The sequence below is a fragment of the Streptomyces sp. NPDC006463 genome, from assembly GCF_042870715.1.
Lineage (GTDB): Bacteria > Actinomycetota > Actinomycetes > Streptomycetales > Streptomycetaceae > Streptomyces.
Genome location: NZ_JBIAHP010000004.1, coordinates 236,331 through 258,033, shown reverse-complemented (window position 1 = coordinate 258,033; position 21,703 = coordinate 236,331). Strand labels below are relative to the sequence as shown.

General features: G+C 73.0%; 6 protein-coding genes. 2 read left to right on the top strand and 4 right to left on the bottom strand.

What is annotated here, in order from left to right:
* Both ACFYOB_RS10160 and ACFYOB_RS10155 read right to left on the bottom strand, forming a co-directional pair.
* Positions 1–588, bottom strand: a complete 588-nt coding sequence (locus ACFYOB_RS10160) for an anthranilate synthase component II (RefSeq protein ID WP_388557262.1) — start codon at positions 586–588, stop codon at positions 1–3.
* The gene (locus tag ACFYOB_RS10155) at positions 585–2,072 is read right to left on the bottom strand and encodes an anthranilate synthase component I family protein (protein WP_388557259.1); all 1,488 of its coding nucleotides are present in this window, start codon (positions 2,070–2,072) and stop codon (positions 585–587) included. The genes ACFYOB_RS10160 and ACFYOB_RS10155 overlap by 4 nt, the downstream gene beginning before the upstream one ends.
* Positions 2,073–2,364: 292 nt before the next feature.
* On the opposite strand from ACFYOB_RS10155, the gene gntA reads away from it, so the two are divergent.
* Together gntA and ACFYOB_RS10145 are read left to right on the top strand one after the other, a co-directional pair.
* On the top strand, positions 2,365–3,105 hold the full coding sequence (gene gntA, locus ACFYOB_RS10150; protein ID WP_388557256.1) for a guanitoxin biosynthesis heme-dependent pre-guanitoxin N-hydroxylase GntA: 741 nt from the start codon (positions 2,365–2,367) through the stop codon (positions 3,103–3,105).
* Between the two features lie 52 nt (positions 3,106–3,157).
* Positions 3,158–4,060: a DUF5937 family protein gene (locus ACFYOB_RS10145; protein WP_388557253.1), complete on the top strand. Its 903-nt coding sequence runs from the start codon at positions 3,158–3,160 to the stop codon at positions 4,058–4,060.
* Positions 4,061–4,064: 4 nt separating this feature from the next.
* On the opposite strand, the gene ACFYOB_RS10140 is transcribed toward ACFYOB_RS10145, so the two are convergent.
* Both ACFYOB_RS10140 and ACFYOB_RS10135 read right to left on the bottom strand, forming a co-directional pair.
* Positions 4,065–4,532, bottom strand: a complete 468-nt coding sequence (locus tag ACFYOB_RS10140; RefSeq protein WP_388557250.1) for an ATP-binding cassette domain-containing protein — start codon at positions 4,530–4,532, stop codon at positions 4,065–4,067.
* A 295-nt stretch (positions 4,533–4,827) separates the two neighbouring features.
* Positions 4,828–21,564, bottom strand: coding sequence for a non-ribosomal peptide synthase/polyketide synthase (locus ACFYOB_RS10135; RefSeq protein WP_388557247.1), 16,737 nt, complete (start codon positions 21,562–21,564; stop codon positions 4,828–4,830).
* Between the last annotated feature and the right edge of the window lie 139 nt (positions 21,565–21,703).

Below are 21,703 nucleotides of genomic sequence, written 5' to 3'. Positions count from 1 at the left end.
TCAATCAAGGCTGCACTCCAGGAAGTTGGCGATCAGCTGCTTGCCGTCGGGGGTGAGCACCGACTCGGGGTGGAACTGCACGCCGAAGGTGGGGTGGTCGCGGTGGCGCAGGCCCATGAGGGTGCCGTCGGCGGTGCGGGCGTTGCCGGCGAGTTCGGCCGGCAGGCTGTCCGGGTCGACGACCAGCGAGTGGTAGCGGGTGGCGGTGAACGGGTCGGGCAGTCCGGCCAGGACGCCGCTGCCGTCGTGGTGGACCGGGGAGGTCTTCCCGTGGACCGGGGCGCCGCGGACCACGCTCGCCCCGAAGGCCTCGGCGATGGCCTGGTGGCCGAGGCAGACGCCGAGGATGGGCAGCCGGCCGCTGAGCGCGCGCACGGCCTCGACGCAGATCCCGGCGCCCGCCGGGCTGCCCGGGCCGGGCGACAGCAGGAGCAGGTCGTAGCCGGCGAGTTCGGCGACGGTGGTGGCGTCGTTGCGGAAGACCTCGGGCGCTCCGCCCATCTCGCCGATGTAGTGCACCAGGTTGTAGGTGAAGGAGTCGTAGTTGTCGAGGACCGCGACGCGGGGTGCGGCGGGCGGGGTGTTCACGCGTGGGCCTCCGCCCGTCGTACGGCGGTGATCATGGCGCCTGCCTTGTGCAGGGTCTCCTGGTACTCGGCGCCGGGGTCGGAGTCGGCGACGACGCCCGCTCCGGCCTGTACGTGGACCTGGCCGTCCGCGACGACCATGGTGCGCAGCGCGATGGCGAAGTCGGCCTGGCCGTCGTGGCCGGCGAAGCCGAGCGCGCCGCCGTAGACGCCGCGGCGCTGCGGCTCCAGCTCGGCGATGATCTCCATCGCCCGGATCTTGGGCGCGCCGGAGAGGGTTCCGGCGGGGAACGCGGCGCGCAGGGCGTCCAGCGGGGTGCGGCCGGGCGCCAGTCGGCCGGAGACGGTGGACGACAGGTGCATCACGTGGGAGAACCGCTCGACGCGCATGACCTCGTCGACGGTGACGCTGCCGATCTCGGTGACCCGGCCGAGGTCGTTGCGGCCGAGGTCGACGAGCATGACGTGCTCGGCGCGTTCCTTCTCGTCGGCGAGGAGTTCGCGCTCCAGCGCGAGGTCGATCACCGGGTCGGGGTGGCGGGGCCGGGTGCCGGCCAGCGGGCGCGTCCGTACCCGGCGGCCCTCGCTCTTGACGAGCAGTTCGGGCGAGGCCCCGATGACGTGCCGGCCCCCGCCCAGGCTCAGGTGGTACATGTACGGCGAGGGGTTGGTGGACCGCAGGTGCCGGTAGAGGTCGAGGGGTTCGGCTTCCAGCGGCTTGCTCAGGCGCTGTGAGAGCACGATCTGGAAGGCGTCCCCGGCCGTGATGTGGGCCTGGGCCCGCCGCACCCGGTCGCGGAACTCGCCCTCGGTGAGGTTGGCGGTCCAGCCCGCCGTGGGGTCGGCGACCGGGACGGAGGGCAGCAGCGGGCGGCCGGAGATCCGGCCGGCGGGGACGGCCGTGCGCAGCCGCCGGGCCATGGCGTCGATCCGGGCGACCGCCTCCTCGTACCTCTCGGCGGCCGGGCGGTGCAGGGTGATGAGCAGGACGCGCTGCGTGGCGTGGTCGAAGACGACCAGGTCGTCGGCGATCAGGAAGGCGGATTCCGGCAGCCCGGGTCCCGGGTCCGCGGCGAGCGGCAGTTCCTCGAAGTGGCGTACGGATTCGTACCCGAGGTAGCCGACGACCCCGCCGTGGAAGGGCGGGAGCCCGGGCACGGGCGCCTCGGACGCCGCGAGCCGCTCCTGGAGCGCGGCCAGCGGGTCGCCGTCGGGCAGCGCGAGCGGTACGGGGCGGTGGCCGACGTACGAGTAGCGGGCGACGCCGCCGGAGACGGGCACGCTCTCCAACAGGAAGCCGGGCTCGTCGGACCCGCAGAGCAGCGCGAAGGCGGCGCCCGGCGTGAGGGTGTCGGTCAGGAACTCCTGCCGGACGGGGACCACGTCGTGGGTGCGGGCCAGGGCGGCGGTGGCGGCCCGGTCGGGCACGGTCGCGGGGTCGTCCGCGAGGGCCGTCCCGGTGGCGGCTTCGGTGGGAGCCGGCACAGATGTCCTCCAAGTGTTTTCCGGTCGATTTCGGTGCTGCGTCGGGGAGGGTGTCCGGCCGGACCGTAACCCCGGTCACCGGTCCGCACCATGACTTTCAATTTCCGCTGAAGTGACCCCCAAGCACCCCTCAAGGTCGCCCTACACCCACTCTGACCTGCGGAAACAGCATCTCGCCCGACATGTTTCCGGCCAGTAACCGTGAATAATTCATATTCAACACGAAGAAGAATTCATACCCCGGCATGCGAACTACTCACGTTGCCAAGAAACAAGCCGATGTCTAAAGTGGATGGCGCTGCATGGGGGAGGAGGTGCATGCATTTGTACACGATGCACATCGCGGCAAGGGGGAACCATGGAAAATCCGGTTCACAGGCATCTGGCGGACTGGATCATGGGCGAGGATTTCTCGTGCCTGGCGGCCAAAGCGGCCGTACGCAGAGGGACCCTGACGCCCGTTCAACTCGGCAGCATGGGCAGTGCGGACGCGACGTCCGACCTGCACACCGCAATTTTCGAATTCACGAAAATGGAATTGTCGCCGACCGAGAACTTCGCGACACTCGTCGCGGTATTCGAGGAGCCGACGGCTCTCACCGAGCCGGAATTCGACGCGCTGATGTGGCAGCAGCTCACCGATCTGCACGCCGTGGACGTGGAGCGCGGGTTCTCCTGGGCTCCGGACGTCTCCCCGGACCCGGCATCGCCGGACTTCGCGTTCAGCCTGGCCGGCCACCCGTTCTTCGTGGTGGGCATGCACGGGAACGCGTCCCGGATCTCCCGGCGGTACCCGCGCCCCGCCCTCGCCTTCAACTCCAACCACCAGTTCCGGCGGCTGAAGCAGTCCGGCGTCTACTACGGCCTCCAGCGCCGTATCCGGCAGCGCGAGGAACGTCTGCAGCGGTCGATCAACCCCAACCTCGCCGAGTTCGGTGAGGCTTCGGATGCCCGCCAGTACTCCGGAGCGGCCACCGGCGAACAGTGGCGCTGCCCCTTCCATCCCCAGGACGGCACGGCCTCCGGCTCTTGAGCCGCCGACCGGCCCGGCCCCCCTTCTTCGATCACGGAGTGTGCATTCCGTCATGCAACGCGTGCATTTTTCCGGCCAGGACCTGGCGCGCACGGTCGTCAAGGTCGCCGAGCGGCCCCTCGTCGAAACGTTGTTCGCCCTGGACCTGCTGGCCCGTCAGGGGGGCGGCGACGGCTACGCCTCCTGGCGTCAGCGGACCACCAGCCGGCTGGGCCGGCGCTCCTGGTCCCTGATGACGCTGGCCCGTACCCTGCGGCCGATCCCCGACCTGCTGCACATGGCCGACAACTCGGCGAACCAGGAGCCCGGGACCGAGCGGCAGAACCTGGCCGGGATGCTGGAGGAGTTCCACAAGGCGGCCCTCGCGCCGTACTGGGACCGGGTCTCGGCCACCCTGGAGGCCGACTGCGTCGCCCGCGGCCGGACGGTCCTGGCGGGCGGCATCGAGCAGTTGCTCTCGACGCTGCACCCCACGGTGCGGTGGAACGGCGGCGTCCTGGAGATCCCCAGCCACCGCTCCCAGGACGTGGTCCCGGGCGGGGCCGGTCTGCTGCTGGCACCGTCGATGTTCCTGGTCGACCGGCCGGTGCTGATACCCGCGGCGGGCCGGGGCCGCCCGCCGGTGCTCGCCTACCCGGTCGCCGCCGGTTCGGCCGAGACCGTGCTGGCCGCGCCGTCGTCCGAGCAGAGCTGCGCCGACGCCCTCGGCCCGCTCGTCGGACGGACCCGGGCGGCCATCATGAAGACCCTGACCGACAGCTGCACCACCACCGAACTCGGCCGCCGCATGGGCATCTCGGCGGCCTCCGCCAGCCAGCACACCTCCGTGCTGCGCAGCGCCGGGCTGATCACCACCCAGCGGCGGCTCAACACCGCGCGCCACTCGCTCACCCCGCTCGGCGCCGCCCTGCTGGACGGCTACCACCACCGGGACCTGGCGCGCGTGAAGCCCTGACGGTTCAGAGGCACGACGCGGTCAGCTGCGCCAGGCGCACGTCGATCTCCGCGGCCGTGACGTCGCACATGACGTCGGCGAGCCGGCCCTCCACCAGGAACAGCACGACATCGGCGGCGGCCGCCACGGCCGCCGCCGATGTCGTGACGAGCACCGTACGGGCCTCGTCCTCGAGGCCCATCACCGTATACAGGCTCCCGGCGTCCGCCAGGTCGTCGGCGACGAGCAGCTCGGGCCGGGCCGGGTCGGCGGCCGGCAGTCGCTCCCAGCAGGACGGGTCGGGGGTGACGATCCGGTCGTGCCGGCCCACCCACCCCGAAGTCGGTGCCCGGCGGCCGGTGGCACACGCCAGCAGGGTGCTCTTGCCCGCCCCCGGGGGGCCGATGACGGCGGTCACCCCGCCGCGCACGAGGCCGATCGTCACCTCGCTCAGGGCCTGCACCTCACCGTAGTTCTTCGAGACGGCGTCCATTTCCAAGGCATACGGCGAAATTTCCAGGGAGTCACAACCCCCGGCTGCTTCCTTGGTGTTCATTTTGCGTGGACCTCCAGTGCATCGAGCGATATGAAGAAGCTACCGACCGGGCGCGGACCGGGTAAGCACGTGAGGTGCACTTCCGACAGTGGAGCAGGCTCCACCAATGAACGGGGGGCAGAGGGTAATGCCCCCCGTCGATTCCCTGCCTAGTCTTCTCTTCGAGAACAAAAAGGGCTCCCCGGCCCGCAGCGCGCTCAATCCCCCGCGAGCGCCTGCGGGCCGGGGTTTTTCATGACCTCGGCGTGACACTGCCGGCGAGGTCGCGGAGCAGGTCGCCTAGCCGGGCCGTGAGCCGCTCGATGTCGGCGCGTTCGTGGACGGCCGTCGAGTACGAGACCCCGACCGTCAGCCGATCGCCCTGGACCCCGCACACCACGTCCAGGAGGTGGGCGCGCACCCCGGCTCCGCCCTGCGCGGCGGAGGTGTCCTCCAGCAGGCTCCCGTAGAAGCCGGGGTCGAAGCCGTCGGACCTGCCGACGTAGTTGAAGCTCACGTCGGGCAGCGGGCGGCCCAGCGGGGCGTCCGCGCGCAGGTGGCGCAGGACTCCGTAGCCCAGGCCCTTGTGCGGCACCGCCCGCAGCCCGCGCTTGACCGCGGCGACGTACGGCCGCCAGTCCTCGCCCCCCGGAACGTCCCAGGCGAAGGGGAACAGGGTCGTGAACCAGCCGACCGTACGCGACAGGTCGGCGCCCTCGACGAGTTCCTCCTCGCGGCCGTGGCCCTCCAGGGTGACCGCCACCCGGTCCTGGCCGCTCCACCGGGCCAGGGCCCGGCCGAGCGCGGCGAGCAGCACCTCGTTGACCCGCGCCCGGTGGGCGCCGGGGACGGTCTGCAGCAGCGCCCGGGTGGTCCCGGCGTCCAGCCGCAGCGAGACGGTGTCCTCGAAGTCCGCGGTGTTGGCCGGTGAGCCGGACCCCGGCAGGCGCGGTACGCGCTCTGCCTCCCGCCAGTAGGGGATCTCCTCGTCGAAGCGGCCGGCGGCGGCGAGTCCGGTGAGCTTCCCGGACCACTCCTGGAAGGAGGTGGTGCGCTCGCCCGGTTCCGGCCGCTCCCCCGCGGCGATCAGCCCGTAGCAGCGGGCCAGGTCGGCGAGCAGGACGCCCCAGGAGACGACGTCGGTGACCAGGTGGTGGGCGACGAGGGCCAGGCGCACCGGCAGGCCCGCCCCCTGGTCGAAGACCAGGGCCTTGAGCAGGGGTCCGGCGGCGATGTCCAGGCCTTCGTGCGCGTCGGCGAGGTGCCGGGCCATCTCGGCCTCCCGCTCGGCCGGGTCCTCCTGGAACAGGTCGTACCAGGTGAACCAGTTGCCGTCCTCCCGCTCGACGACGGTCTGCTCCCAGCGGCCGTCGCCGTCGCGGGTGTACCGCGAGCGCAGGCCGTCGTGGTGGTTGTAGAGCGCGGCGACGGCCGCCCGCAGGGTCGCGCGGTCGGGCCGCTCGGCGAGTTCGGCGTAGGCGGACATCGTGAAGCGGTCGTGGGAGCCGCGTTCGCCGTCCAGGAACCAGCGCTGGACGGGGGTCAGCGGTACGGATCCGGTGACGGGTCCGGTGCCGGCCCACTCGCCCGCCGCGCCGGGGGAGCCCGCCAGTTCGGCCAGGCCCGCCACGGTCGGCGCGGCGAAGAGCTGCCTGGTGGAGATCGCCAGCCCGGCGGCCCGGGCCCGTGCGACGACCTGGATGCTCAGGATGGAGTCGCCGCCGAGCTCGAAGAAGTTGTCGTGGACGCCGACCTCTTCGAGGCCGAGCACCACCTTCCACACCTCCGCCAGGGTGATCTCGCGCTCCGTGCGCGGGGCGGTGTACGAGGCCGCGCGCGCCGGGAGTCCGGGCGCGGGCAGCGCCCGCCGGTCCACCTTGCCGTTGGCGGTGAGCGGGAGTGCGTCGAGCGTCACCCAGGCCGCCGGGACCATGTACGGCGGCAGCGAGCGGGCGGCGTGCTCGCGCAGCGTGTCGGGGTCGGGGAAGGAGGCGGGGTCGTCCGCGACGACGTAGGCGACGAGCCGCTTCACGCCCGGCTGGTCCTCGCGGATCTGGACCAGGGCCCGGCGCACGCCCGGGTGGGCCGCGAGCACGCTCTCGATCTCGCCGGGCTCGATGCGGAACCCGCGCAGTTTGACCTGGTCGTCGGCGCGGCCGGTGAACTCCAGCTGCCCGTCGGGCAGCCAGCGCACCAGGTCGCCGGTGCGGTACAGCCGCTCCCCCGGTGCGAACGGCGAGGCGAGGAAGCGGCTCGCGGTGAGCGCGGGCCGGCCCAGGTAGCCCCGGGCGACGCCCGCGCCGGCCACGTACAGCTCGCCGGGGACGCCGGCCGGTACGGGGCGCAGCCGGGCGTCGAGGACGTAGACGCGCGCGTCCTGGTTGGGGCGGCCGATGGGCACTGCGGTGCCGGGCACGAGGCGGTCGCTGATGGTGGCGGAGATGGTGATCTCGGTGGGCCCGTACGCGTTGAACATCGCGCGGCCGGGCGCCCAGGCGGCGACCAGCTCGGGCGGGCAGGCCTCGCCGCCCACCACCAGGGTCCGCAGGTCCGGCAGGGGGGCCTGGCCGGCCCCGGCGAGCGCGGCCGGCGGGATCATGGCGTGCGTGACCCGCTGGCGGCCGAGGACCTGGACGAGGTCCTCGCCGAGGACCCGGCCGGGGGCGGGCAGGACCAGGGCCGCGCCGGCGGACCAGGCCATCAGGATCTCCATGACCGAGGCGTCGAAGTTGGCGGACGCGGCCTGGAGCACCCGGGAATCGGCGGTGATCGCGAAGCGGTCCGCCTGGGTGGCGGCGAAGGCGGCCACGCCGCGGTGGGTGACCAGGACTCCCTTGGGAACTCCGGTGGAGCCGGAGGTGTAGATCAGGTAGGCGCCCGCGTCCGGCAGGGGCGGGCCGGCCGGGTCCGGCGCGGCGTCGTCCCCGGTGGCGGGGGCGTCGACCAGGAGCGCGGGCACCGCCGAGGTGTCGAGCAGCGCGGCGTGGTCGGCGTCCGTGACCACCAGGGCGGCGCCGGAGTCGGTGAGCATGAACGCCCTGCGGTCGGCCGGGTAGTCGGGGTCCAGCGGCAGGTAGACCGCGCCCGCCTTCAGCACGCCGAGGAGGGCGGTGATCCAGTCGGCGCCGCGCGGCAGGCAGACCCCGACGACGGTCTCGGCGGTCACGCCCGCGGACCGCAGCCGCCGGGCCAGGGCCGCGGCGCGGCCGTCGATCTGGGCGTAGGTCCACCGCTCGGTGTCGGTGACGACGGCCGTCGCGTCGGGCCGCAGCGCCGCCTGCCGCTCGAACAGCGCGTGCAGGGCGGCCGGTTCCAGCCCTGAGTCGGTGGCGTTGCGCTCCTCGGTCAGGGTGCGCCGTTCGGCGGCGGACAGCAGGTCCAGGTCGCAGAGGGCGCGCGCCGGGTCGTCGGCGAGGGCGGTCAGGACGGTGAGCAGGTGGCCCGCCATCCGGCGGATGGTGGCCGCGTCGAACAGATCGGTGTTGTAGACGAGGTGGGCGTGCAGCTCCCCGTCGGCCTCGCCGAAGTCGAAGGTGAGGTCGAAGGGGGAGGTCCAGGACCGCAGCGGGTACTCGGTCCAGCTGACCGCCCCGCCGCTGTCGCCGTCGGCCGCCGCCGGGCTCTCGTAGCTGATCACCGCCTGGACGAGGGGGCTGCGGCTGGGGTCGCGTTCGGTGACGACGGCGTCGACGACCCGGTCGAAGGGCGTCTCGGCGTGCACGAAGGCGTCCAGGACCGTGCGGCGTACGGAGGCCAGCAGCTCGGCGCCGGTCGCGTGCTCGTCGATCCGGGTGCGCAGGGCGAGGGTGTTGACGAAGAAGCCGACGACGTCTTCCAGTTCGGCCCGGTCGCGGCCGGAGGTGACGGTGCCGAGGACCACGTCGGGCCGTCCGCTGTAGCGGGCCAGCAGCAGCTGGGTCGCCGCGGTCAGGCCCATGAACAGGGTGGCGCCCTGCGCCTGGCAGAGCTCGGTGAAGCGGGCCAGGATCTCCGCCGGCACGGCCACCTGCTCGCTCGCGCCGCGCGTGGTGCGCTCGGCCGGGCGGGGCCGGTCGGTGGGCAGCTCCAGCACCGGAGCGTCGGCGAGCTGCTCACGCCAGTAGCCGAGGCCCGCCTCCAGGGCCGGCGGTGTCAGCCGTTCTCGCTGCCAGCGCGCGAAGTCGGCGTACTGCACCGGCGGGGCCGCCGGGGTGCGGCCCGCGTACAGTTCGGCCAGCTCCCGGGTGATCACGTTCAGGGACCAGCCGTCGGTGACGATGTGGTGCATGGACAGGACCAGGATGTGGTCCTCGTCGGTGATCCGGACGAGGGTGGGCCGCAGCAGCGGTCCCCGGCGCAGGTCGAAGGGCTCGCCGAACAGGGAGCGGACGAGGGCGTCGACGCCGTCGGGGGCGCACTCGGCCACCGGCAGGGGGACGGGGGCGGCCGGGTGGACCACCTGGACGCCGTGGCCGTCGGCCGCGGCGAAGGTGGTGCGCAGCGACTCGTGCCGGGCGACCAGGGCGTCGAGCGCCCGGCGCAGTGCGGCCTGGTCCAGCGGGCCGGTCAGCCGCAGGGCGGTGCCGGAGTTGTACTCGGTGCTCTCCGGGTCGAGGTCGGCCGCGAACCACATGCGGGCCTGCGCGTACGACAGCGGCAGGGCGCCGTCGCGGGCGGTGGGCACGACCGGGTCGGCGGGCCCGGCCGCGGCCCCGGCGAGTGCGGCGAGCCGGGCGACGGTGGGCGCGTTGAACAGCTCGCGCACGCTGGTGTCGTAGCCTGCGGCGCGCATCCGGGAGACGGCGCGGGTGCTGAGGATGGAGTCGCCGCCGAGTTCGAAGAAGTTGTCGTGGACCCCGACGCGTTCGGCGCCCAGTACGTCGGCCCAGACGGCGGCGATGGCCGTCTCGGCGTCCGTACGAGGGGCGGTGTAGGCGTCGGTGAGCGCGGCCGGGTCGGGCGCGGGCAGGGCGCGCCGGTCCACCTTGCCGCTCTGGTTGAGCGGGAAGGCGTCGAGGAGCATCCAGGCCGTCGGGACCATGTAGTCGGGCAGGGCGTCGGCCGCGTAGGCGCGCAGCCGCGCCGCGTCGAGGCCGGCGCCGCCGACGACGTACGCGACGAGCCGCTTGACGCCGGGGCGGTCCTCGCGGGCGACCACGACGGCCTGGGTGACCTCGGGGTGGCGGGCCAGGACGGTCTCGATCTCGCCGAGTTCGATGCGGAAGCCGCGGACCTTGACCTGGTCGTCGCGCCGGCCGAGGAACTCCACCGTGCCTTCGCGGGTCCAGCGGACCAGGTCGCCGGTGCGGTACATGCGTGTCCCGGTGAACGGGCAGGCCACGAAGCGGCCGGCGGTCAGGCCGGGCTTGCCGACGTAGCCGCGGGCGAGGCCCGCGCCCTCGATGTACAGCTCGCCGACGACTCCGGCGGGCACCGGGCGCAGGGCCGCGTCGAGGACGAAGGCGCGCGCGTTGCCGACCGGGCGGCCGATCAGCGGCCGGTCACTGCCCTGGGCCGTCCAGGTCAGCGAGTCGCAGGTGCACTCGGTGGGCCCGTAGAAGTTGTACGCGGCGATCTCGGGGTGGGCGCGCAGGGTGTCCCAGATCTGTCCGTCGACGGCCTCGCCGCCGAAGACGATCACGCTGGGCACGTGGACCGGGTCCTCCAGCAGGCCGTCGGCGATCAGCTCGCGCAGGTACGTGGGCGCCTCGTCGATGACGTCGACGCGCCGCTCGCGCAGGTAGTCGCGGAAGGCCCGCAGGTCGATGTGGGTGTCGTGGTCGACGGTGTGCAGCTGGTGGCCGCCGACCAGCCAGAGCAGGGCGACGCAGGAGGCGTCGAAGGAGATCGAAGCGGTCTGCGCCATCCGCAGCTGGCGGCCCCGGGAGGCGGGTTCGAACATGCGCCGGCGGTGGTGTGCGAAGAGGTTGCGGAAGGCGCCGTGCCGGATGAGCGTCCCCTTGGGCAGGCCGGTGGAGCCGGAGGTGTAGATGACGTAGGCGAGGTGGTCGGCGGTCAGCGGCGGTACGGGACCCGGCGCCTGGGGGTCGAGGTCCTCGTCCGCGCCGCGGTCCAGGGTCAGCAGGGTGCCGCCGTAGTCGGCGAACCGCTGCGCGAGGTGCTCCTGGACGAGCACGGTCGCCGTACCGGAGTCGGCCAGCATGTGCCGTACCCGCTCGGCCGGGTAGGCGGGGTCGATGGGCAGGGAGGCGGCCCCGGCCTTCAGGATGCCGAGCAGGGCGACCACCACGTCCGCCCCGCGTTCGGCGCAGACGCCGACGACCGTGTCGGGTCCGGCGCCCTGGGCGCGCAGACGGTGGGCGAGGCGTCCGGCGGCTCGGTCGAGTGCCGCGAAGGTGAGCTGCTCCTCTCCGTCGACGAGGGCGACCGCGTCGGGGGTGCGGGCGGCCTGGGCGGCGAACAGCTCGGGCAGCAGCGGTTCCGGGACCGGGACGGCCGTGTCGTTCCAGCCGTGCGTGATGGTGCGCTCCTCCTCGGCGCCCAGCATCCGGACGGCGGACAGCGGCTTGTCCGCGTCGGCCATCTCGCTCAGTACGCGGACCAGGTGGGCGCCGAGCCGGTGGACTGTGGCGGCGTCGAAGAGGCCCGTGTTGTAGTTGATCACCATGGCCAGGGAGCCGTCGCGGTCGGCGAAGTCGACGGCCAGCTCGAACTGTGCGGTGTCCACCTCGAAGGGCTGGTCCCGCCAGGTCAGGCCGGCGCCGGTGGCGGGCCGCGGGGCGGTCTCCATGCTGACCAGTGCCTGCACGAGGGGGCTGCGGCTGGGGTCGCGCTCGGTGACGACGGCGTCCACGACCCGGTCGAAGGGGATCTCGTCGTGGGCGAAGGCGTCCAGGACGGTCTCGCGGACGTCGTCCAGCAGCGCGGCGACGCTGCGCTGCTCGTCGATGCGGGTGCGCAGGGCGACGGTGTTGACGAAGAAGCCGATCAGGCCCTCCAGTTCGGCGCGGGAGCGGCCGGAGGTGACGGTGCCCACGAGGACGTCCTGCTGGCCGCTGTAGCGGGACAGCACCAGCTGCACGGCCGCGACCAGCCCCATGAACAGGGTCACGCCGCGCGCCTTGCACACCTCGGCGAAGCGGTCCACGGTCTCGGCCGGGACCTCGATGTCCGCGAGCGCCCCGGCCCAGGTCCGCTCGGCGGGGCGCGGCCGGTCCGTCGGCAGTTCCAGCACGGGTACGCCGGCCAGCCGCTCGCGCCAGTGCGCGACTCCCGCCTCCAGGGCGTCCGGGGTCAGGTTCGCGCGCTGCCAGGCGACGAAGTCGGCGTACTGGACGGCCGGTTCGGGCAGTTCGACGCCTTGGTAGAGCTGGTCGAGCTCGCGGACGGCCACGCCCATCGACCAGCCGTCGGTGATCATGTGGTGCATCGCGAGTACGAGGACGTGCTCCTCCTCCTCGATCCGCAGCAGGGTGGCCCGCAGCAGCGGTCCCGTGCGCAGGTCGAAGACCCGGCCCAGGGCGGCGCGGATGCGGCCGGGCAGCTCGGCGGCCGTGCAGGCGGCCACCGGCAGGTCGACGGGGGCGGGCGGGTGGATGACCTGGACGGCTTCGCCGTCGGCTTCCGCGAAGGTGGTGCGCAGCGACTCGTGGCGGGTGACGAGGGCGTCGAGTGCCCGGCGCAGCGCGGCCAGGTCCAGCGGACCGGTCAGCCGCAGGGCGCCGCCCGAGTTGTACTCGGTGCTCTCCGGGTCGAGTTCGGCCGCGAACCACAGGCGGGCCTGGGCGAAGGACACGGGCAGTGCGCCGTCGCGGGCGACCGGCACGACCGGACCGCCGTTGTCCGGAAGATCGGTGGCGGTCTCGATCCGGGTGGCCAGGGCGGAGACGGTGGGGTGGTCGAAGAGGGCCCGGACGGTGGCCGCGTAGCCGGCCCGGCGCAGCCGGGAGACGGCCTGGATGCTGAGCAGCGAATCGCCGCCGAGGTCGAAGAAGTCGTCGTCGGCGCCGATCCGGTCGGCGCCGAGCAGCTCGGCGAAGACGGCGGCCACGGCGCGCTCGGCCTCGGTGGCGGGCGCCACGTACTCCCGTACGAGGTCGGACAGGTCGGGGGCGGGCAGGGCCGCCCGGTCGACCTTGCCGTTGGCGTTGAGCGGGAAGGCGTCGAGGACCACGCAGACGGCGGGGACCATGTACTCGGGCAGCGAGCGGCCCGCGAACTCCCGCAGCTCGGCGGGGTGGACGCCTTGGGCGACGACGTAGCCGACGAGCCGCCGGCTGCCGGGCCGGTCCTCGCGGACCGTGGCCACGGCCTGGGACACGCCCGGGTGGCGGGTCAGCGCGGCTTCGACCTCTCCGGGCTCGATGCGGTGGCCGCGCACCTTGACCTGGTGGTCGGTGCGGCCGAGGAAGGCCAGCTGCCCGTCGGCTCCCCGGCGGACCAGGTCGCCGGTGCGGTACATGCGCCCGCCGGTGAACGGGTTCGCCACGAAGGCGGCGGCGGTCAGGCCGGGCCGGCCCGTGTAGCCGCGCGCCACTCCGGGCCCGGCCAGGTACAGCTCGCCGGCGGTGCCGTCGGGCACCGGCCGCAGCCAGGCGTCCAGGACGAACGTGTGGGCGCCGTCGACGGCGCGGCCGATGGGCGGGATGGCGGTGGCCGGGTCGAGGGGGTCGCTGAGGGTGGCGGCGACCGTGGTCTCGGTGGGCCCGTAGGCGTTGACCAGGATCCGGCCGGGCGCCCAGCGGGCGGGGATCTCGGCCGGCATCGCCTCGCCGCCGGAGACGAGCGCGCGCAGGTGCGGCAGCGGTACGTCGGGCAGGGTGGAGATCGCGGCCAGCGGCAGCATGGCGTGGGTGATCCGCTGCTCGTCGAGGAGCCGGGCGAGGGGTTCGCCGACGGTGTGCTCGGGTCCGGCGAGGACGAGAACGGCGCCCGCCGTCCAGGCGTTGACGAGGTCGCCCATGGCGACGTCGAAGCCGAGGGAGACGCTCTGCAGTATGCGCGAGTCGCCGTCGAGCTCCAGGGTGCGGACGTGGGACGCACCGAGGTCGCGCAGGCCGCGGTGGGACACGGCGACGCCCTTGGGGGTGCCGGTGGAGCCCGAGGTGTAGATGACGTAGGCGGCCGCGTCCGGGTGGTCGGGGCGGGCCGGGGGCACGGGGCTGACGGGCACGCCGAGCTCCAGGAAGTCCGCGGCGTTCAGAACGGGCGCGGTGGCGGCGTCGCCCAGGATCAGGCCGGCGCCCGCGTCGGCGGCCATGAAGGCGAGCCGCTCGGCGGGGTGGGCCGGGTCGAGCGGCAGGTACACGGCGCCCGTCTTGGCCACGGCCAGGAGACAGACCAGCCAGTCCACTCCGCGCGGCAGGCTGACGCCGATCACCGTCTCGGGGCCCGCGCCGAGGTCGGCAAGCCAGTGGGCCAGGCCGTTGGCGCGGGCGTCCAGCTCTCCGTACGACAGCTCGGTGCCGTCGCAGACGACGGCGGGCGACTCGGGGCGCCGGGCGGCCTGGGCCTCGAACAGGCCCGCCAGGGTCACGGTCTCCCGCGGCCCGGCGGCGGTGGCCGCCGCCGCGGCGAACCGGTCGCGCTCGGCCTCGGTGAGCAGCGGGACGCGGGCCAGCAGCTCCTCGTCCAGCAGGGCGCGGACCAGCGCGGCGAGACGCCCGGCCAGCCCCCGCGCGGTGACGTCGCCGAAGACCCGTGGGTCGTAGGAGAGGCGCAGGCTGACGCCCGGGGTGTCGCCGCCGACGAGTTGACGGCCGGTGAAGGCGGTCAGGGAGAGCGGGTAGTCGCCGCCCTGGACGGCGGCCTCCGCCTCGGTGACGGCGAGGCCGTGGCGGGCGGCGAGGTCGTCGGCGACGGGGTAGTTCTCGAAGACGAGGACGCTTTCGAAGAGCCGGGCACCGGGCGGCAGGTCGGCGAGCGCGGTCAGCTCGGGCAGGGAGAGGTACTCGTGCGCCCGGGACTGCCACTGCTCGGCCTGGAGCCGCTGGAGCCATTCGACGACCGGGGTGGCCGGGTCGAGGACCGTACGGACCGGCACGGTGTTGATGAACAGACCCAGCGTGCCGTCCGCGTCGGGCAGTTCGGCGGGACGGCCGGAGGTGGTGGCACCGAAGACGATGTCGTGCCGGCCCGTGGAGGCTGACAGGAGCAGGGCCCACGCGCCCTGGACCACCGCGTTGACGGTGAGCCGGTGGCGGCGCGCGAAGGTACCGACGTCCGTGGCGAGCGTGCCCGGCAGGTCGACGTCGAGGTGGCGGATGCCCTGGGCCGGTCCGGCGCCGGGTACGGCGTCGGGTGCGGCCGGGAGGGTGAGCGCGGTGTCGTACCCGCGCAGGACGGAGCGCCAGTGCGCGCGGTCGGCGGCGGTGTCGCGGGAGGCGAGCCAGGCCAGGTAGTCCCGGTAGGGGGCACGGTCCTGGGGGCGGCCGCCCGCGTAGCGGGTGAAGACGTCGTCGAGCAGCTGGGGGGTGCTCCAGCCGTCGAGCAGGAGGTGGTGGAAGGTCCACACGAGCTGGACGCGGCCGCCGCCGAGATCGGCGAGGGACAGGCGCGTCAGTGGTGCCTCGTCGAGCCTGATGCCGTGGAAGTCGGCGGTCCGGCGGTCCTGGAGGCGTTCGGCGCGTGCGGCGGCTCCGAGCGCCGTCCAGTCCTCGGTGTGGACGGGGATCTCGACGCGCTGGTGGACCAGCGCGGCCGGTTCGTCGGCCTGCTCCCAGACGACGGAGACGCGCAGGGCGTCGGAGGCGTTGACGGCTTCCTGCCAGGCGGCGGCGAGCCGGTCGATGTCGTGGACGCCTTCGAGGACGAAGGACATCTGCTCGACGTAGGCCGTCCCGGACGGGTCTTCCAGGGAGTGGAAGAGCAGGCCCTGCTGCATCGGCGAGAGGGGATGCACGTCGGCGATGCGCTGTCCGTCGCCGATCACCTCGTCGACGGTGGCCTGGTCCCAGGCGACGAGCGGGAAGTCGGACGGCGTGCGGCCGCCGACACCTTCGCTCAGGCAGTACGTGACCGCTTCGCGCAGGGTGTCGCGGTAGTGCGCGGCGAACTCCCGGGCTCGGGAGGGGCCGTGGCCGTGGCCGTGGTCGGAGGCCGGGTGGTAGAGGTCGATGCGCAGGCGGCCGTCCTCGACCCGGCCGACGACGTCCCAGACGTGGGGGCGTTCTTCGGCGGGGGCGTGGTCGTTCTCGGCCGGGAGCATGCCGGCGAAGACGTCGGGGTGTCCGTCGGCGTCGAAGCGGCCGAGGTAGTTGAAGCTGACCTGGGCCGGGTCGGTCAGGTCGGCGCCGTGCAGGTGGCGCAGTGCGCCGAAGCCGATGCCCCGGTCGGGGATCGCCCGGAGCATCTCCTTCGTGCCGCGGATCTGCTCACTCCAGTCACCGCTCGCACCAAGAGCCACGGGGAAGATGGACGTGAACCAGCCGACCGTACGCGAGACATCCGCCCCGATCACCGCCTCCTCACGGCCATGGCCCTCCACGTCCACCACGACGCGGTCGCGGCCGGTCCAGGAGCCCAGGGCGCGGCCCAGGGCGGCCAGGAGGATGTCGTTGACCTGGGTCCGGAAGACGGCGGGGACCTTGTGGAGCAGGGCCTCGGTCTCTTCCGGGGACAGGGTGACGGTTTCGATGGCGGATGCGGCCACCGTGTTGGCACCGGCCGGCACGTCGAACAGAGGCTCGGCGCCGTCGACGACCGAAGCCCAGTAGTCCAGCTGACCCGAGAAGTCATGGGCGGCGAGCTTGGCGGTCCACGCCGGGAACGACATCGACGCCGCGTCCAGCTCGACCTCCCGGCCGGCCACCAGTTCCCGGTAGGCCAGCGCGATGTCCTCCAGGAGGATCCGCCACGAGACACCGTCCACCACCATGTGATGCACAGCGATCAACAGCCGGTCCCCGTTCAGGACAGCCCGCACCAGCGGCCCGCCCTCAAGCCGGAACGACTCCTGGACCACCCCGTCCACATCCCGCTCGACAACCACCACACCCGGCTCACCAGCCGACTGCCGCCAACCCTCCGGGGTCCGCGCGAACCGGACCCACAGCCCCTCGTGATGCGAAAGGACCGCCGACACCGCAGCCGACAACACATCCGCGTCAACACCCTCGGCGACCTTCACATGCATCGACATGCCGAAGTGGTCGGGCGCCACCGGATGCGTCTCCAGGAACCACTCCTGCACCGGAGACAGCACCACCGGACCGGACACAGCCTCCGACTCCTGGCCGGACCCAGCCGTGCCCGCCACAGCAGCCACACCCGCCACGGTCTGCCGCACCAGCACATCCTGCGGCGAAACCACCAGCCCCGCCCGCCGCAGCCGCGACACCACCTGAATACTCAGGATCGAATCGCCACCCAGCTCGAAGAAGTTGTCCCGCACGCCCACCCGCTCGACGCCCAGCACCTGCGCCCACACATCAGCCACCACCCGCTCCACCTCGGAACGCGGAGCGACATAACCCTTCGAAACAGCCGCACCCAGATCAGGCTCCGGCAACGCCCGCCGGTCCACCTTCCCGTTCGCCGTCAACGGGAACGTACCCACCACCACGAACGCCGTCGGAACCATGTAATCCGGCAGGGACTTGGCAACGAACTCACGCAGCCCCGAGTGATCGACCCGGTCGCCCACCACGTAGCCGACCAGCCGCTTCACTCCCGGCCGGGCCTCGCGCACCGCGACCACGGCCTGCTGCACGTCCGGGTGCGCGGCCAGCGCCGACTCGATCTCACCGATCTCGATCCGGAAACCACGCACCTTGACCTGATGGTCGGCCCGTCCCACGAACTCCAGCTGCCCGTCGGCCAGCCACCGCACCACGTCACCGGTCCGGTACATCCGCTCGCCGGAGCCGAAGGGCGAGGCGACGAAGCGGCCCGCGCTCAGCCCGGGATGCCCCACGTAGCCGCGCGTCAGTCCCTCACCCGCGATGTAGAGCTCACCCGCGACCCCGGCCGGCACCGGCCGCAGCCAGGAGTCGAGCACGTAGGCGCCGGTGCGCCCGAGGGGCGAGCCGATCGGCACGGACGCGCCCACGGACGCGGCGTCGACGGGGTGGACCGCCGCGAAGACGGTGGTCTCGGTGGGCCCGTACCCGTTCACGAGCCGTACGTGCGGCAGCCGTTCGAGCACGGTCCGGCAGTGCTGCGGGGCCAGCGCGTCGCCGCCCGCCATCAGCAGCCGGAGCCCGGCCAGCATGGTCACGTCCGTGTCGACCACCTCGTGGAACAGGCCCGCGGTCAGCCAGGCGACCGTCACCCCGTGGTGGCGCAGCAGCGCACCGAGTTCCTCGACCGACAGCACGCGGGCGGCGGACACCACGAGCGCGGCGCCGTTGGCGAAGGCGCTCCAGATCTCCAGGGCGCTCGCGTCGAAGGACAGCGTCGCGAACTGGCCGACGACGTCCGCCGCCGTGGTGGCGAGCCGCGGGTCGCGGGCCACGCGCAGCACGCCGGCGTGCGGCAGCACGATGCCCTTGGGCCGGCCGGTGGAGCCGGAGGTGTAGAAGACGTAGGCGCCGTTCTGCGGGGTGAGCGCGACCTGCGGCGGCCCCAGGACGTGGACGGAGCAGACGGCGGCGCGGTCCTCCAGTTCGCCGAAGAGCAGCACCGGCGCCTCGGCGCCGGGGATCGCGTCGCGGGTCGAGTCGTCGGCCAGCAGCAGTTCGACCCCGGCGTCCCGCGCCATGTACGCGAGGCGCTCGGTCGGGTAGCCGGTGTCGAGCGGTACGAAGATCCCGCCCGCCTTCAGTACGGCGAGCAGCGCCACGATCGGCTCGGCGCCGCGCGGCAGGCAGACCCCGACCCGGGTTTCCGGACCCACGCCGTGCTCGCGCAGCGCGTGGGCCAGGCGGCTCGTGCGCACGTCCAGTTCGCCGTACGTGAGCTGCTCCTCGCCGCAGACCAGGGCGGCGGCGTGCGGGGCGCGGGCCACCTGCTCGGCGAAGACGTCCGTGAGTACGGCGCCGGCCGGTCCGTCGGCGCCCTCGGCCCAGTCGCCGAGGATCATGGCGCGCTCGGGCGCGGAGAGCCGGGGGATGCGGGAGAGCGGCTGCTCCGGCTGGTCCGCGAGGGCACCGAGGACGGTCGCCAGGTGGTCGGCCATGCGGTGGATGGTGCCGGCGTCGAACAGGTCGGTGTTGTAGTTGAGGGACAGCCGCATGCCGTCGGCCTGCTCCCAGAACTCCAGGGTCAGTTCGAACTGCGCGTCCTGGCGCGGGAGGTCGGCCGCCTCGAAGCCAAGCCCCCGGACTCCGTCCGCCTGCCAAGGGCGCTTCTGGAGCACCATCATGGCCTGGACGAGGGGGGTGCGGGAGGGGTCCCGCTCTGTGACGACGGCGTCGACCACCCGGTCGAAGGGGACGGCCGCGTGCGCGAACGCGTCGAGGACGGTCTCGCGCACGGACGCCAGCAGCTGCGTGCCGGTCGCGGCCTCGTCGATCCGGGTGCGCAAGGCGAGGGTGTTGACGAAGAACCCCAGCACGTCCTCCAGTTCGGGCCGGTCGCGGCCGATGGTGGCCGTACCGAGGACCACGTCCCGCTGGCCGCTGGTGCGCGCCAGCATCAGCTGGACAGCGGCCGTCAGGCCCATGAAGAGGGTGGCGCCGCGCGTCCGGCAGACCTCGGCCAGCCGGTCGAGCAGGGCGGCGGGCAGGTCGAGGTCGTAGGTGCTGCCGGCGCGGGTGCGGACGGCGGGGCGGGGGCGGTCGGTGGGCAGGTCCAGGACGGGGGCGCCGGCGAGCTGCTCGCGCCAGTAGGCCAGGCCGCCCTCGTCCAGGGCCCTGGGTGTCAGCGTGGCGCGCTGCCAGACGGCGTAGTCGGCGTACTGCACGGGCAGTTCGGGCAGGGGTTCACCGGCGTAGAGCGCGGCGAGCTCCCGGGCCAGGACGTTCACCGACCAGCCGTCGGTGACGATGTGGTGCATCGAGAGGATCAGGAGGTGCTCGTCGGGGGCGGTTCGCAGCAGGGTGGGACGCAGCAGCGGTCCGGTGCCGAGGTCGAACGGGGTCCGCAGTTCGGCGTCCATTACGGCGGCGGCCTCGGCGGCGGTGGCCTCGACGACGGGCAGGGCGACGGGTGCGGCGGGGTGGATGATCTGCACGCCTTGGCCGTCGACGGTGGCGAAAGTGGTGCGGAGGGACTCGTGGCGGGCGACGAGTTCACCGAGGGCGGCTTCGAGGGCGGGGACGTCGAGGTCACCGCGCAGGCGGACGGCGCCGCCGGTGTTGTACTCGGTGCCCTCGGGGTCGATCTCGGCGGCGAACCACATCCGGGCCTGCGCGAACGACAGCGGCAGGGCGCCGCGGCGGGCGGCCGGCGACGGTCCGCCGGCGGCGCGCCGGGTGCCGGCCTGCGCGGCGGCGGCGAGCGCGGCGGTGGTGGGACGGTCGAACAGATCGCGGACGCTGATGTCCACTCCGGTGCGGCGCAGTCGTGAGGCGGCCTGGACGGCTCGGATGGAGTCACCACCGAGCCGGAAGAAGTGGTCATGGACACCGACCCGGTCGAGCCCCAGCACCTCCGCGAACACCCCCGCCACAACCTCCTCACGCTCATCACGCGGAGCAACGTAAACCTCCGCGAGACCAGACAGATCCGGCTCCGGCAGCGCCTTGCGGTCCACCTTCCCGTTCGCCGTCAACGGCAGCGCGTCCAGCACCACACACACCGCCGGAACCATGAACTCCGGCAACGAGGCCGCCAGGAACTCCCGCAACACCCCAGCACCAACACCCTCAGCAACCGCATAAGCGATCAGCTGCTTCACACCCCGCGCATCCGCCCGCACCACCGCGACAGCCCGCGACACCGCAGGATGCGCCGCGAGCGCCTCCTCGACCTCACCCAGCTCAACACGGAACCCACGCACCTTGACCTGGTCATCCGCCCGGCCCACGAACTCCAGCACACCCCCGGACACCCACCGCACCACATCACCCGTGCGATACATCCGCTCACCCGAACCACCCGGCGCAGCCACGAACCGGCCCGCCGTCAGCCCTGCCCGGCCCCCATACCCGTGCGCCAGACCGATACCCGACACATACAACTCGCCCTCGACACCCACATCCACCGGCCGCAGCCCACCGTCCAGCACCCGCAACCCGGTGTCCGGCGCCGGACCACCCAGCAGGACGGGGCCTTCCACCACATGTGTGGACGCCGAGATCGACGACTCCGTCGGCCCGTACACATTCACGAGCCGCACATCGGGCACCTCGTCCAGGACCTTCCGGCAGTGCCGCGGCGACAGCGCATCACCACCCGACATCACCAGCCGCACACCCGAGAACACCGAGACATCCGCATCCACGACCTCGTGGAACAACCCCGCCGTCAGCCACAGCACACTCACCCCGTGCGCCCGCACGAACGCACCCAGCTCATCCACCGACAGCATCCGCTCAACGGAAACAGCCAACGCCGCACCATTCAGCAGCGCATTCCACATCTCCAACGCACCGGCATCAAAAGACAGAGTGCTCAGCTGCGAAACCACATCATCCGGACCCAAACCGAAATTCGGATCACGCACCACCCGCACAAAACCCTCATGCGGCAGCACCACACCCTTCGGACGCCCCGTCGAACCCGACGTGTAGAACACGTACGCCGCGCTCTGCGGAAACACCCCCACCACCGGCGCCGTCCCCGGCCGGCCAGAGGCACCGGTGGCCGCGAGGAGTCCGGGCGCGCCCGCCCGGCGCATCACGTCCGTCGTGGAGGCGTCGACCAGCACGGCCGACAGGCCGGCGTCCGTGACCATGAACTCCAGCCGGTCGATGGGGTATTCGGGGTCCAGCGGGACAGCGGCCGCGCCGGCCTTCAGCACGGCGAGGAGCGCCACGACCGGCTCCACACCCCTCGGCAGGCAGACACCCACCCGCGATCCGGGCACGACCCCCTGCGCGAGCAGCTCGTGGGCGAGCCGGTTCGCCCGTACGTCCAGCTCCGCGTAGGACACCCGCTCGCCGGCACACACCACGGCGGGCGCCTCAGGCGTCCGCGCCACCCATTCCGCGAAGATCTCGGTAATCACCACTCCACCGAAACCGGACACCCGGACCACTCCCCCACGCATAGAAAAACCAATCGATCAGCAATCGAGCACACCATCAACGAGGCGCCCGGCACAACGAACTAAAGGCACAGCCAAATTCATTCTTCAGCGGAGGCTG

Excerpts from the sequence above, each read along its gene's own strand:
- gntA (WP_388557256.1), top strand. The coding sequence starts at position 2,365 with ATGGCGCTGCATGGGGGAGGAGGTGCATGCATTTGTACACGATGCACA.
- ACFYOB_RS10145 (WP_388557253.1), top strand. The coding sequence starts at position 3,158 with ATGCAACGCGTGCATTTTTCCGGCCAGGACCTGGCGCGCACGGTCGTC.
- ACFYOB_RS10140 (WP_388557250.1), bottom strand. The coding sequence starts at position 4,532 with ATGGACGCCGTCTCGAAGAACTACGGTGAGGTGCAGGCCCTGAGCGAG.